General features: G+C 50.3%; 14 protein-coding genes and 1 pseudogene. 7 read left to right on the plus strand and 8 right to left on the minus strand.

Features of this window, described 5'->3' with window-relative positions; all coding sequences use genetic code 11:
* The first annotated feature begins 25 nt into the window (after positions 1-25).
* Positions 26-1,182 (plus strand): IS3-like element IS600 family transposase gene (locus tag C1P89_RS04410; protein WP_087879964.1). Its coding sequence is split into 2 segments (ribosomal slippage): positions 26-275 and positions 275-1,182, totalling 1,158 coding nucleotides; the frame shifts between segments, so codons are not numbered across the junction.
* A 214-nt stretch (positions 1,183-1,396) separates the two neighbouring features.
* On the opposite strand, the gene C1P89_RS04415 is transcribed toward C1P89_RS04410, so the two are convergent.
* From C1P89_RS04415 to pth, 4 genes and pseudogenes are all read right to left on the minus strand, one after another.
* Positions 1,397-2,094 (minus strand): IS1-like element IS1A family transposase gene (locus C1P89_RS04415; protein ID WP_094096600.1). Its coding sequence is split into 2 segments (ribosomal slippage): positions 1,397-1,845 and positions 1,845-2,094, totalling 699 coding nucleotides; the frame shifts between segments, so codons are not numbered across the junction.
* A 31-nt stretch (positions 2,095-2,125) separates the two neighbouring features.
* Positions 2,126-2,209: pseudogene (locus C1P89_RS26395) on the minus strand (hypothetical protein); the annotation flags it as partial.
* 841 nt (positions 2,210-3,050) lie between these two features.
* Positions 3,051-4,142: a redox-regulated ATPase YchF gene (gene ychF, locus C1P89_RS04420; RefSeq protein WP_000505867.1), complete on the minus strand. Its 1,092-nt coding sequence runs from the start codon at positions 4,140-4,142 to the stop codon at positions 3,051-3,053.
* Positions 4,143-4,258: 116 nt separating this feature from the next.
* Complete coding sequence (gene pth, locus C1P89_RS04425; protein ID WP_000152933.1) at positions 4,259-4,843, minus strand: aminoacyl-tRNA hydrolase; 585 nt, start codon at positions 4,841-4,843, stop codon at positions 4,259-4,261.
* A gap of 276 nt (positions 4,844-5,119) precedes the next feature.
* Here pth and ychH point away from each other — a divergent pair, with 276 nt between their 5' ends.
* Entirely contained in the window at positions 5,120-5,398 is a 279-nt protein-coding gene (gene ychH, locus C1P89_RS04430; protein ID WP_000823885.1) for a stress-induced protein YchH, read from the plus strand.
* 54 nt (positions 5,399-5,452) lie between these two features.
* Here ychH and dauA read toward each other — a convergent pair whose 3' ends face one another.
* From dauA to lolB, 4 genes are all read right to left on the minus strand, one after another.
* Positions 5,453-7,132 (minus strand): C4-dicarboxylic acid transporter DauA, encoded by a 1,680-nt coding sequence (gene dauA / locus C1P89_RS04435; RefSeq protein WP_001033357.1) that lies wholly within the window; start codon positions 7,130-7,132, stop codon positions 5,453-5,455.
* A 123-nt stretch (positions 7,133-7,255) separates the two neighbouring features.
* Positions 7,256-8,203: a ribose-phosphate diphosphokinase gene (gene prs, locus C1P89_RS04440; RefSeq protein WP_001298109.1), complete on the minus strand. Its 948-nt coding sequence runs from the start codon at positions 8,201-8,203 to the stop codon at positions 7,256-7,258.
* Between the two features lie 150 nt (positions 8,204-8,353).
* The gene (ispE, locus tag C1P89_RS04445; protein WP_001260333.1) at positions 8,354-9,205 is read right to left on the minus strand and encodes a 4-(cytidine 5'-diphospho)-2-C-methyl-D-erythritol kinase; all 852 of its coding nucleotides are present in this window, start codon (positions 9,203-9,205) and stop codon (positions 8,354-8,356) included.
* Complete coding sequence (gene lolB, locus C1P89_RS04450; protein ID WP_001130692.1) at positions 9,205-9,828, minus strand: lipoprotein insertase outer membrane protein LolB; 624 nt, start codon at positions 9,826-9,828, stop codon at positions 9,205-9,207. The genes ispE and lolB overlap by 1 nt, the downstream gene beginning before the upstream one ends.
* Before the next feature lie 213 nt (positions 9,829-10,041).
* Between lolB and hemA the strand changes: the two genes are divergently transcribed.
* The 5 genes from hemA to sirB1 are packed head-to-tail and all read left to right on the plus strand — an operon-like array spanning position 10,042 to position 14,457.
* A complete protein-coding gene (gene hemA, locus C1P89_RS04455) occupies positions 10,042-11,298 on the plus strand; it encodes a glutamyl-tRNA reductase (protein ID WP_000173200.1) in 1,257 nt (418 codons plus the stop codon).
* Between the two features lie 41 nt (positions 11,299-11,339).
* Complete coding sequence (prfA, locus tag C1P89_RS04460; RefSeq protein WP_000804726.1) at positions 11,340-12,422, plus strand: peptide chain release factor 1; 1,083 nt, start codon at positions 11,340-11,342, stop codon at positions 12,420-12,422.
* Positions 12,422-13,255: a peptide chain release factor N(5)-glutamine methyltransferase gene (prmC, locus tag C1P89_RS04465; RefSeq protein ID WP_000456571.1), complete on the plus strand. Its 834-nt coding sequence runs from the start codon at positions 12,422-12,424 to the stop codon at positions 13,253-13,255. The genes prfA and prmC overlap by 1 nt, the downstream gene beginning before the upstream one ends.
* A complete protein-coding gene (sirB2, locus tag C1P89_RS04470; protein WP_000200378.1) occupies positions 13,252-13,644 on the plus strand; it encodes an invasion regulator SirB2 in 393 nt (130 codons plus the stop codon). Before prmC ends, sirB2 begins: the two co-directional genes overlap by 4 nt.
* 3 nt (positions 13,645-13,647) lie before the next feature.
* Positions 13,648-14,457: an invasion regulator SirB1 gene (gene sirB1, locus C1P89_RS04475; protein WP_001257044.1), complete on the plus strand. Its 810-nt coding sequence runs from the start codon at positions 13,648-13,650 to the stop codon at positions 14,455-14,457.
* The last annotated feature ends 20 nt before the right edge of the window (positions 14,458-14,477 follow it).

Genomic DNA, 14,477 nt, shown 5'->3' on the forward strand with positions numbered 1-14,477 from the left:
AGAATGGCATCAGAAGGAGCTAATAATGAGCAGAAAAACCCAACGTTACTCTAAAGAGTTCAAAGCCGAAGCTGTCAGAACGGTTCTTGAAAATCAACTTTCGATCAGTGAAGGCGCTTCCCGATTATCTCTTCCTGAAGGCACTTTAGGACAATGGGTTACCGCCGCCAGAAAAGGGCTCGGTACTCCTGGTTCCCGCACGGTGGCTGAACTGGAATCTGAAATTCTGCAACTGCGTAAGGCGTTAAATGAAGCTCGCCTTGAGCGAGATATATTAAAAAAAGCAACAGCGTATTTTGCACAGGAGTCGCTGAAAAATACGCGTTAATCGAACAATGGCGACAACAATTTCCCATTGAAGCGATGTGTCAGGTATTTGGTGTATCCAGGAGCGGTTATTACAACTGGGTACAGCATGAACCCTCAGACAGAAAACAAAGTGATGAGCGGCTAAAACTGGAGATTAAGGTGGCACATATCCGCACTCGCGAAACATATGGAACCCGGCGGCTCCAGACGGAGCTGGCAGAGAATGGCATCATCGTTGGTCGTGACCGACTGGCACGTCTTCGTAAGGAGCTAAGGCTACGCTGTAAGCAGAAACGCAAGTTCAGAGCGACTACGAACTCGAACCACAATCTGCCAGTTGCGCCAAATCTGCTGAACCAGACGTTCGCTCCTACAGCACCAAATCAGGTCTGGGTGGCGGACCTGACGTATGTTGCCACACAGGAGGGATGGTTGTACCTCGCTGGCATCAAAGATGTTTATACGTGCGAAATTGTCGGCTACGCCATGGGAGAGCGCATGACAAAAGAGCTGACAGGTAAAGCCCTGTTTATGGCGCTCAGGAGCCAGCGCCCACCTGCCGGGCTAATCCACCACTCTGATCGAGGTTCACAGTACTGCGCATACGATTACCGGGTCATACAGGAGCAGTCTGGTCTGAAAACATCAATGTCGCGTAAAGGTAACTGTTACGACAACGCTCCGATGGAAAGCTTCTGGGGAACGCTGAAAAATGAGAGCCTGAGCCACTATCGTTTTAATAACCGGGATGAAGCCATCTCAGTAATACGGGAATACATTGAGATTTTCTACAATCGTCAGCGTCGTCACTCTCGTCTGGGGAATATCTCCCCGGCAGCCTTCAGGGAAAAATATCATCAGATGGCTGCTTAAAAAAAGAACAAATGGTAGTGTCCGCTATTGCCAGTACACCTCAGGGAGCTATTCTCGTTCTGGGCGTATTCCGCCTGCTGCGAAGAGAATAAGATTTTCATAAGGCGGATAGCGATACAGATGCCGCTATCCGCTTTTCACATCAGAACGTATATTCGACACCTGCTTTACGGGTGAAAAAAATCAATATAGCACTTCGGGTAATGACTCCAACTTATTGATAGTGTTTTATGTTCAGATAATGCCCGATGACTTTGTCATGCAGCTCCACCGATTTTGAGAACGACAGCGACTTCCGTCCCAGCCGTGCCAGGTGCTGCCTCAGATTCAGGTTATGCCGCTCAATTCGCTGCGTATATCGCTTGCTGATTACGTGCAGCTTTCCCTTCAGGCGGGATTCATACAGCGGCCAGCCATCCGTCATCCATATCACCACGTCAAAGGGTGACAGCAGGCTCATAAGACGCCCCAGCGTCGCCATAGTGCGTTCACCGAATACGTGCGCAACAACCGTCTTCCGGAGACTGTCATACGCGTAAAACAGCCAGCGCTGGCGCGATTTAGCCCCGACATAGCCCCACTGTTCGTCCATTTCCGCGCAGACGATGACGTCACTGCCCGGCTGTATGCGCGAGGTTACCGACTGCGGCCTGAGTTTTTTAAGTGACGTAAAATCGTGTTGAGGCCAACGCCCATAATGCGTGCAGTTGCCCGGCATCCAACGCCATTCATGGCCATATCAATGATTTTCTGGTGCGTACCGGGTTGAGAAGCGGTGTAAGTGAACTGCAGTTGCCATGTTTTACGGCAGTGAGAGCAGAGATAGCGCTGATGTCCGGCAGTGCTTTTGCCGTTACGCACCACCCCGTCAGTAGCTGAACAGGAGGGACAGCTGATAGAAACAGAAGCCACTGGAGCACCTCAAAAACACCATCATACACTAAATCAGTAAGTTGGCAGCATCACCGATTTTTAATTCAGCGAGACGATCTGCTTTGGTATTCCCATTGTGTTGTTTGATGCCCATACCACTCCTATATAGTACCCAGACTATGGGTCTATGGATTTTGTCATTTTGTTTAAATCAATGAATAATATCCTCTTATCATCATGATATTTGTATGGTGCAATCATGATGAGCTTCTCAGAGAATAATTCTCTATTACCGGGCAAAATCAGGAACACAGGAATTAATATATATTTAACATCCCCCTTACAAAGGTGAGTTTATATCGAGTTATTCCCTAAGTTGTCGTTACTTATTCCAATTCGTTACTATAAATATGGCAAAAATATTACAACAAACAGCGGTTAAAAAATTTGGTGAAGATTTTTTGTAATAATCCTAATTAGTTATGGGAATTTCGCTTGATGTATCTGCATAACAAAAACAATATGCGCCATTTTTGCATTACTAATAAGAAAAAGCAAAAAACATCGATATTCATTTTTGGTCAATGGGTTTTCTGGCCTATCGTTGTTATTGTGCTACTGGTTATCATTTTCATCTTGCCAGGATCGCACGTAATCACGTTATTCGGGGACTTTATCTGCGGGATATTACCCTTCAGGTAAGTCCTTTTCTCGCCAGCATATTGGAGCGTGATCAATATTGATCAGCTGTGAAGGGGGTGATGTGTAGTTGAACAAAAACTTACGTTATATCACTACTAATGAGATATCCGTCATCTGACACTGATGTCTTTAATTATTCTCGTGGTTCACTGTAGGCAATAAGCACAAAAGTGTAGGATGTTACAAGAATGATTAGGACTCGGTGAAATGAAAAATCCACGCAATTGCGTGGATTTTATATACTTTTGCGCTCTTCATGAGATTTAGCGAAACCTCATGAGACAATAAATTAATTAGACGTTGAAAAGGAAGTTCATCACATCGCCATCTTTAACGATGTAATCTTTACCTTCTGCACGCATTTTGCCTGCTTCTTTCGCGCCTTGTTCACCTTTGTAAGTGATGAAATCTTCAAACGAGATGGTTTGTGCACGGATAAAGCCTTTTTCAAAATCAGTATGGATTTTGCCCGCTGCCTGCGGCGCGGTTGCTCCAACCGGAATGGTCCATGCACGCACTTCTTTCACCCCAGCGGTGAAGTAAGTTTGCAGGTTCAGCAGCTTATAACCGACACGGATCACACGGTTCAGGCCCGGTTCTTCCAGCCCAAGCTCCTGCATAAACTCGTCACGTTCTTCGTCGTCCAGTTCGGCAATGTCTGCTTCAACAGCAGCACAAACCGGAACCACAACAGAACCTTCTTTCGCCGCGATTTCACGCACCTGGTCAAGATATGGGTTGTTTTCAAAACCGTCTTCGTTGACGTTGGCGATGTACATTGTTGGTTTCAGCGTCAGGAAGCTCAGGTAACGAATAGCCGCTTTCTCTTCAGCGCTTAAATCCAGCGCGCGCAGCATACCTGCGTTTTCCAGCTGGGGCAGGCATTTTTCTAGGACCGCCAGCTCAGCTTTCGCGTCTTTATCGCCACCTTTGGCTTTCTTCTGTACGCGATGAATCGCACGTTCGCAGGTGTCGAGGTCTGCCAGCGCCAGTTCGGTGTTGATAACTTCAATATCGTCAGCCGGGTTAACTTTGCCGGAAACGTGAATGATGTTGTCATTTTCAAAGCAGCGAACAACGTGACCGATCGCTTCGGTTTCACGGATGTTGGTCAGGAACTGGTTACCCAGACCTTCGCCTTTCGATGCGCCTTTTACCAGACCGGCGATATCGACAAATTCCATGGTCGTGGGAAGCGTACGTTGCGGTTTTACGATTTCAGCCAGTTGATCCAGGCGAGGGTCAGGCATTGGTACGACGCCTGTGTTCGGCTCAATGGTGCAGAATGGAAAGTTGGCCGCTTCAATACCGGCTTTGGTCAGCGCGTTGAACAGGGTAGATTTCCCGACGTTGGGCAAACCGACGATACCGCATTTGAATCCCATGATTTAAATCACCTTAATATCTTAATAATCAATCTGTTATTGCTAACAGATTGCAGAAATGGAAATAACTTTGCCTATTATACACGGCACTCGGCAAAAATGCCGCAGACAACGACTTATTGCGCTTTAAAGGCGTGCAATCGGTTCGTTGCTTTGGTCAAGCCATCTGTAAACCACATTTCAGTACAACGCGCCGCTTCGTCGATGGCTTCATCAATTAACTTCTGTTCACTAACAGGCGGTTTGCCTAACACAAAACCGACAACTTTATTTTTATCGCCAGGATGACCGATTCCGATGCGTAAACGGTGAAAGTTAGGGTTATTACCCAATTTACTGATGATGTCTTTCAGTCCATTGTGACCACCATGGCCACCGCCCAATTTAAATTTGGCGACGCCAGGAGGCAGATCCAGTTCGTCGTGGGCCACCAGAATTTCGTCCGGATTAATGCGGAAAAAACTGGCCATCGCCGCAACGGCTTTGCCGCTGAGATTCATAAATGTAGTCGGGACTAACAGGCGGACATCTTCGCCTCCAAGAGTGACTCGCGAAGTATAACCAAAGAATTTAGCCTCTTCGCGCAGCGGAGCGCGCAAACGCTCTGCCAGTAAGTCAACGAACCAGGCACCAGCATTATGTCGCGTTGCGGCGTATTCAGCACCGGGGTTCGCCAGGCCGACAATCAATTTAATCGTCACGTTTTTTGTCCTGAGTGTGTACATAACTGGCGCGTAGTTTACTGGTTGCGGCCCCGCTTGACAAAAAACTGCGTATCAAATGCAGATAACGTAATAATTGCCTGAGTGGACTATTAGAAAGTCAAGGTGTTCAGGCGTTTATTTGTAAAGTTTTGTTGAAATAAGGGTTGTAATTGTGATCACGCCCGCACATAACCCACAGGGTGTTGTCTATACTTTACACATAAGGAAGAGGGGTATTCCCTGTTACAACCCAGAAAGTTCCGGAGGTGACATATGAAACGCAAAAACGCTTCGTTACTCGGTAACGTGCTCATGGGGTTGGGGCTGGTGGTAATGGTGGTCGGCGTGGGGTATTCAATCCTCAACCAGTTACCACAGTTTAATATGCCCCAGTATTTCGCACATGGTGCAGTGCTAAGTATTTTCGTCGGTGCCATTCTCTGGCTGGCGGGTGCCCGTGTTGGCGGGCATGAACAGGTGTGCGACCGTTACTGGTGGGTTCGTCACTATGACAAACGTTGCCGCCGTAGCGATAATCGCCGTCATAGCTAACAAATAATGCAGTTTGCTGACCAGTCAGTTTGCGCTGACTGGTCAATCTCGTACTTATAAATCCGCCATCGCCGCGCGACGATTCGGGAAGAACGCGAGGCGTCCCGGGATCGGTTGAATGCCTGCGCGAGCCATAGTGCGCAGTGGCTGGAATTCCACGTTGCACACGCGCAGTTCACATCCTTCGGGCAGACGCTTCACAAAACGCTGGAACGCATCAAGACCACCAGCATCAAGTACCGGAACGGCATCCCACTTCAGAATCACAATCCGTTTGCCTTCAAGACGTGACTCCAGGTCCGTGAACAAGCCTTCAGCAGCAGCAAAAAACAGCGGGCCAATAACGCGCAGTACCAGAACATCGTCTGGAACATCTACGACTACCGGTGCCAGGCGAGTCATACGTGCGATACGACGCATAAACAGCAGCGATGCCAGCACGATCCCCACGCTGATGGCAATAACCATATCAAACAGCACGGTCAGCGACATGCACAGCAGCATGACAATGATGTCATCTTTCGGTGCATGACGCAGCAAGTCGACCACTTTATGCGCTTCACTCATGTTCCACGCCACCATCAACAGCAGGGCTGCCATAGCGGAAAGCGGCAGCCAGGAGAGCAGCGGTGCCAGTACCAGCAGGGCAAGAATAACCAGAATAGAGTGGATCACCGCCGAGATAGGGGAAGTTGCCCCGGCACGGACGTTAGCGGCAGAACGCGCGATGGCAGCTGTAGCGGTAATACCACCAAAGAACGGAGCGATAATATTCCCCAGTCCCTGTCCAACCAGTTCGCTGTTCGTCTTGTGTTTCGTCCCGGTCATACCATCCAGTACCACGGCGCAGAGCAGAGATTCGATTGCGCCGAGCATTGCCATTGAGAATGCCGCAGGCAGCAGTGTGCGAATAGAATCCCAGGTTAGCGTGAATTCTGAATTAGGCAGATCCCACGGCAGCACCAGTTGCGGCAGCAGTTGCGGAATACCGTTACCCTGAGAACCATCGGCCAGGACGTAGTGGAATTGCGAACCGATGGTAGCAACATGTCCGCCGAGCAGGTTAACAATCCCCATCACCGCGCAACCAGCCAGCAAGGCCGGAAGGTGACCGGGTAAACGAATGCCCAGACGCGGCCAAAAAACAAGAATACCTAGCGTCACAATGCCAATGGCAGCATCACCCACATTAATGGTCGGCAGCGCCATAAATAATGCGCCGACTTTTTGTAGATAATGTTCCGGGACATGGGCCATTTGCAGACCGAGAAAATCTTTAATCTGCATGGTACCGATGGTGATCCCGATACCCGAGGTGAAACCTAAGGTGACGGAAACCGGAATATACTCAATCAGGCGACCAAAGCGTGCCAGACCCATCAGAATCAAAAAGATCCCCGACAGCAAGGTCGCAACCAGCAGTCCTGCCAGTCCAAACTGTTGCGACACGGGATAGAGAATTACCACAAATGCCGCAGTCGGACCGGAAACGCTAAAGCGTGACCCACCCGTCAGAGCAATGACAATCCCCGCAACAGCTGCGGTATATAAACCGTACTGGGGTGCCACACCACTACCAATAGCCAACGCCATCGCCAGCGGGATAGCAATAATCCCGACGGTTATCCCGGCAATCAGGTCACGGGTAAACCGTGCGGCAGTATATTTTTCTTTCCAGCAAGCGTCGATCAGAGCGCGGAAAGGCATCACATGTGAGGAAAATATTTTGTTCACAATAATGTTTCATCCGTGAGCGCATCATCTGTCAACTAAATGGCAGGTGAAGGAGGCATAGGTCATACAAATGGATATTACAGACAAAAAAACCCGCCGCAGCGGGTCTTTGAGCGGGTTCGATTAGTGTTCGAACATGGCAGAGATCGATTCTTCGTTGCTGATACGACGAATCGCTTCGGCCAGCATACCTGACAGGGTCAGAGTACGCACGTTCGGCAGTGATTTGATTTCATCGCTCAGCGGAATGGTATCGCAGACAACGACTTCATCAATTACAGAGTTACGCAGGTTGTTCGCCGCGTTGCCAGAGAAGATCGGGTGAGTCGCGTACGCAAATACACGTTTAGCACCACGTTCTTTCAGAGCTTCAGCAGCTTTACACAGCGTACCGCCAGTGTCGATCATATCATCGACCAGTACGCAGTCACGACCTGCAACGTCACCGATGATATGCATCACCTGGGAAACGTTCGCACGCGGACGACGTTTGTCGATGATTGCCATATCGGTATCGTTCAGCAGCTTAGCGATAGCGCGGGCACGCACAACGCCGCCGATGTCCGGAGAAACCACAATTGGGTTATCCAGATTCAGCTGCAGCATGTCTTCCAGCAGGATCGGGCTACCAAATACGTTATCAACCGGAACGTCGAAGAAACCCTGAATCTGTTCAGCGTGCAGATCCACTGTCAGCACACGGTCAACACCGACGCTGGAGAGGAAGTCTGCAACCACTTTCGCAGTGATTGGTACACGAGCGGAACGGACGCGACGGTCCTGGCGCGCATAGCCAAAGTAGGGGATAACAGCGGTGATACGACCTGCGGAAGCACGACGCAGGGCATCAACCATAACGACTAATTCCATCAGGTTGTCGTTAGTAGGGGCACAAGTGGACTGGATGATGAAAATATCACCACCGCGTACATTTTCGTTGATTTGTACACTGACTTCGCCGTCGCTAAAGCGACCTACAGCGGCGTCGCCGAGTGAAGTGTACAGGCGGTTGGCAATACGTTGTGCTAGTTCCGGGGTGGCGTTACCAGCAAAAAGCTTCATATCAGGCACGAGAAGAACCTCAGGCATGCGTCCATTGGTGGAAAGAATCTGCCGAAAACTGTGCGGGCCAGGCATGATCCTTTCCAGGCGGTGTATTAAAGAGCGCGATGCAACGTCTGGAACAAGGTGACGTTGTCACCGAAACTCAGCTTGCCCGGCTTAAAGCATGGCTCTGTGCAATGGGGAAAGATTAACACCTTTCGCCACAAAGCCATTGAGCCATTCCGGGGCTTGCTCTAGCACCTGGCGGGCTTCAGACTCTGTATCAAATTCAGCAAAGACACAGGCCCCTGTCCCAGTCAGGCGCGACGGGGCGTATTCTAACAGCCAGGAAAGCACCGCATCAACCTCGCGAAAACGTTTTCTTGCGATAACCTCGCAATCATTGCTGAATTCACATTTTAGCAACGTTTCTATTGACCTTTTTGGCGTATTGCGCGGGAGTTCAGGATCTTTAAAAATCACTGGTGTCGGAATACTTACACCAGGGTGCGCCACCAGATACCACTTCTCTGGCGGATCCACCGGCGTTAGTATTTCACCAACGCCTTCGGCAAACGCGGCATGCCCCCGAACAAAGACAGGAACATCTGCGCCCAGCGTCAGCCCCATTTCCGCCAGCTCATCCATGCTTAGCCCGCATTGCCAGAGATGATTTAATGCCACCAGGACCGTCGCGGCATTGGATGAACCACCGCCGAGACCGCCGCCCATCGGCAAACGCTTGTCAATGCTGATATTCGCACCGCTTCCCGTCGGAAGACGCCCGCTGTCTGCCGCAGTTTTCATCAACAACCGCGCTGCGCGAACGATCAGGTTATCTTCATGTTCCACGCCTTCAACGGGCGTTAACAGACGAATATCCCCATCGTCACGAAGCTCAATGCTGATGGTGTCGCCGTAATCAAGAAACTGAAACAGCGTTTGCAGCGTGTGGTAACCATCCGCACGCTGACCGGTAATGTATAAAAACAGATTAAGTTTTGCCGGAGAGGGCCACTGTGTCCGCATTATTTCACTATCCAGTTATCCATTTTTAACTTGATGCGTTGACCACCGTCGGTGAGTTCCATATTGGCTGGCATCGCAGGTTGCGTTTTGGTGTCATAACCACCATAAACAACCTTCCAGTTTTTGCCATTCTGGCTGTAGGTAATTTCGCTCAGGCGGTACTGGTCGTCCAGTTTGTAGTCGGTTGCATCACCCGGTAAACCTAAAATCCATTGGCGCAAGCTGTTGAGCGGAATTGGCATTCCGGTCAATTTGCCAATCATCTCTTCGGCGTCATCGGCGGTATAACGCTGACCTTTATTGTCGACTAACTGCACGTTACCCGGTTGAGCATTCAGCTCCAGTTCCGTGCTGCCCAATGGGTTAGTGAGCAGCAGACGGTAGCGATCCTGGCCGGTTTGCTGCCAGAAAAAGCGGGCGTACACTTTTTGTTGGTCAGAAATATAAGCGAACGCGCCGCGAGTCTGATACTGATTAAGATTGCGCACGTCTTGCTGATGCTGACGCCATTGTGGCGAATCCGGGCTTTTGCCAGGACCTTTGGGCGTGGTAACGGAACAGGCAGTGAGCACAAGAGCAGCCAGCGGTAGCAGGCGGATAAGACGAAAATCGGGCAGGGGCATAGTGATGACAAGTCCTTGAGATACGTTGCAGTTATAACCCTTAATGCTAGCGTTACCGTCCGCTATCGTCTATGTTCAAGTTGTCTTAATTGCCAGAATCTAACGGCTTTCGGCAATTACTCCAAAAGGGGGCGCTCTCTTTTATTGATCTTACGCATCCTGTATGATGCAAGCAGACTAACCATATCAACGTTGGTATTATTTCCCGCAGACATGACCCTTTTAGCACTCGGTATCAACCATAAAACGGCACCTGTATCGCTGCGAGAACGTGTATCGTTTTCGCCGGATAAGCTCGATCAGGCGCTTGACAGCCTGCTTGCGCAGCCGATGGTGCAGGGCGGCGTGGTGCTGTCGACGTGCAACCGCACGGAACTTTATCTTAGCGTTGAAGAGCAGGATAACCTGCAAGAGGCGTTAATCCGCTGGCTTTGCGATTATCACAATCTTAATGAAGAAGATCTGCGTAAAAGCCTCTACTGGCATCAGGATAACGACGCGGTTAGCCATTTAATGCGTGTTGCCAGCGGCCTGGATTCACTGGTTCTTGGGGAGCCGCAGATCCTCGGTCAGGTTAAAAAAGCGTTTGCCGATTCGCAAAAAGGTCATATGAAGGCCAGCGAACTGGAACGCATGTTCCAGAAATCTTTCTCTGTAGCGAAACGCGTTCGCACTGAAACAGATATCGGTGCCAGTGCTGTGTCTGTCGCTTTTGCGGCTTGTACGCTGGCGCGGCAGATCTTTGAATCGCTCTCTACGGTCACAGTGTTGCTGGTAGGCGCGGGCGAAACCATCGAGCTGGTAGCGCGTCATCTGCGCGAACATAAAGTACAGAAGATGATTATCGCCAACCGCACTCGCGAACGTGCCCAAATTCTGGCAGATGAAGTTGGCGCGGAAGTGATTGCCCTGAGTGAGATCGACGAACGTCTGCGCGAAGCCGATATCATCATCAGTTCCACCGCCAGCCCGTTACCGATTATCGGGAAAGGCATGGTGGAGCGCGCATTAAAAAGTCGTCGTAACCAACCAATGCTGTTGGTGGATATTGCCGTTCCGCGCGATGTTGAGCCGGAAGTTGGCAAACTGGCGAATGCTTATCTTTATAGTGTGGACGATCTGCAAAGCATCATTTCGCACAACCTGGCGCAGCGTAAAGCCGCAGCGGTTGAGGCGGAAACTATTGTCGCTCAGGAAACCAGCGAATTTATGGCGTGGCTGCGAGCACAAAGCGCCAGCGAAACCATTCGCGAGTATCGCAGCCAGGCAGAGCACGTTCGCGATGAGTTAACCGCCAAAGCGTTAGCGGCCCTTGAGCAGGGCGGCGACGCGCAAGCCATTATGCAGGATCTGGCATGGAAACTGACTAACCGCTTGATCCATGCGCCAACGAAATCACTTCAACAGGCCGCCCGTGACGGGGATAACGAACGCCTGAATATTCTGCGCGACAGCCTCGGGCTGGAGTAGCAGTACATCATTTTCTTTTTTTACAGGGTGCATTTACGCCTATGAAGCCTTCTATCGTTGCCAAACTGGAAGCCCTGCATGAACGCCATGAAGAAGTTCAGGCGTTGCTGGGTGACGCGCAAACTATCGCCGACCAGGAACGTTTTCGCGCATTATCACGCGAATATGCGCAGTTAAGTGATGTTTCGCGCTGTTTTACCGACTGGCAACAGGTTCAGGAAGATATCGAAACCGCACAGATGATGCTCGATGATCCTGAAATGCGTGAGATGGCGCAGGATGAACTGCGCGAAGCTAAAGAAAAAAGCGAGCAACTGGAACAGCAATTACAGGTTCTGTTACTGCCAAAAGATCCTGATGACGAACGTAACGCCTTCCTCGAAGTCCGAGCCGGAACCGGCGGCGACGAAGCGGCGCTGTTCGCGGGCGATCTGTTCCGTATGTACAGCCGTTATGCCGAAGCCCGCCGCTGGCGGGTAGAAATCATGAGCGCCAGCGAGGGTGAACATGGTGGTTATAAAGAGATCATCGCCAAAATTAGCGGTGATGGTGTGTATGGTCGTCTGAAATTTGAATCCGGCGGTCATCGCGTGCAGCGTGTTCCTGCTACGGAATCGCAGGGTCGTATTCATACTTCTGCTTGTACCGTTGCGGTAATGCCAGAACTGCCTGACGCAGAACTGCCGGACATCAACCCAGCAGATTTACGCATTGATACTTTCCGCTCGTCAGGGGCGGGTGGTCAGCACGTTAACACCACCGATTCGGCAATTCGTATTACTCACTTGCCGACCGGGATTGTTGTTGAATGTCAGGACGAACGTTCACAACATAAAAACAAAGCTAAAGCACTTTCTGTACTTGGTGCTCGTATCCACGCTGCAGAAATGGCAAAACGGCAACAGGCCGAAGCGTCTACCCGTCGTAACCTGCTGGGGAGTGGCGATCGCAGCGACCGTAACCGTACTTACAACTTCCCGCAGGGGCGCGTTACCGATCACCGCATCAACCTGACGCTCTACCGTCTGGATGAAGTGATGGAAGGTAAGCTGGATATGCTGATTGAACCGATTATCCAGGAACATCAGGCCGACCAACTGGCGGCGTTGTCCGAGCAGGAATAATGGAATATCAATACTGGTTACGTGAAGCAATAAGCCAACTTCAGGCGAGCGAAAGCCCACGCCGTGACGCTGAAATCTTATTGGAGTATGTCACTGGCAGGGGGCGGACTTTTATTCTGGCCTTTGGTGAAACGCAGCTGACTGACGAACAATGTCAGCAACTTGATGCGCTACTGACACGTCGTCGCGATGGTGAACCCATTGCTCATTTAACCGGGGTGCGAGAATTCTGGTCGTTGCCGTTATTTGTTTCGCCAGCGACCTTAATTCCGCGCCCGGATACGGAGTGTCTGGTGGAGCAGGCACTGGCGCGGTTGCCTGAACAACCTTGCCGTATTCTCGATCTCGGGACGGGTACCGGGGCGATTGCGCTTGCGCTGGCTAGCGAGCGCCCGGACTGCGAAATTATCGCTGTAGATCGTATGCCTGATGCTGTCTCCCTGGCACAACGTAATGCCCAGCATCTGGCGATCAAAAATATCCACATTCTGCAAAGCGACTGGTTTAGCGCGCTAGCCGGGCAGCAGTTTGCGATGATTGTCAGCAATCCGCCGTATATTGACGAGCAGGACCCACATCTTCAACAAGGCGATGTCCGCTTTGAGCCGCTCACTGCGCTGGTTGCGGCAGACAGTGGAATGGCAGACATCGTGCATATCATCGAACAGTCGCGTAACGCGCTGGTATCCGGCGGCTTTCTGCTTCTGGAACATGGCTGGCAGCAGGGCGAAGCGGTGCGACAAGCATTTATCCTCGCGGGGTATCATGACGTCGAAACCTGCCGTGACTATGGTGATAACGAGCGCGTAACGCTCGGCCGCTATTATCAATGACAAGTTTTTCTACACTGCTTAGTGTTCATCTTATTAGTATCGCGCTTTCTGTTGGGCTATTAACCTTACGTTTCTGGCTACGTTATCAGAAGCATCCACAGGCATTTGCTCGCTGGACGCGCATTGTGCCGCCGGTTGTCGATACGGTGTTATTGTTAAGCGGCATTGCGTTGATGGCTAAAGCGCACATCCTGCCATTTTCCGGGCAGGCACAGTGGCTGACTGAAAAGCTGTTTGGAGTTATCATTTATATCGTTTTGGGTTTTATTGCACTCGATTATCGTCGTATGCACAGTCAGCAGGCGCGCATTATTGCCTTCCCGCTGGCGTTGGTGGTGCTGTACATCATCATTAAACTCGCCACCACAAAAGTACCGTTACTGGGGTAAGTCATGAGATCGTTAGCTGATTTCGAATTTAATAAAGCGCCATTGTGCGAAGGCATGATCCTGGCTTGCGAAGCAATCCGCCGCGATTTTCCCTCGCAAGATGTTTACGACGAACTGGAGCGTCTCGTTAGTCTGGCGAAGGAAGAAATCAGCCAGCTTCTGCCTTTAGAAGAGCAGCTGGAAAAACTGATCGCGCTGTTTTACGGCGACTGGGGATTTAAAGCCTCACGCGGCGTTTATCGTCTTTCCGATGCATTATGGCTGGACCAGGTGTTAAAGAATCGACAGGGCAGTGCGGTATCATTAGGTGCGGTTTTATTATGGGTCGCGAATCGTCTCGATTTGCCGCTGCTGCCGGTGATTTTCCCTACGCAGCTGATATTGCGCATTGAATGTCCGGATGGCGAAATTTGGCTGATTAATCCTTTTAACGGTGAATCGTTAAGCGAACATATGCTGGACGTATGGTTAAAGGGAAATATCAGCCCGTCGGCGGAACTGTTTTATGAAGACCTTGATGAAGCTGATAACATTGAGGTAATCCGCAAATTGTTGGATACACTCAAAGCCTCGTTGATGGAAGAAAATCAGATGGAGCTGGCGTTACGCACCAGCGAAGCTTTATTACAATTCAACCCGGAAGATCCCTATGAAATTCGCGATCGCGGGTTGATTTATGCGCAACTGGATTGCGAACACGTTGCGTTGAACGATTTAAGTTATTTCGTTGAACAGTGTCCGGAAGACCCGATCAGCGAAATGATCCGTGCGCAAATAAATAACATCGCGCATAAACATATTGTGCTGCATTAATTAATCGACATTTTACTCAA

Source organism: Shigella sonnei (assembly GCF_002950395.1).
Taxonomy (GTDB): domain Bacteria; phylum Pseudomonadota; class Gammaproteobacteria; order Enterobacterales; family Enterobacteriaceae; genus ECMA0423.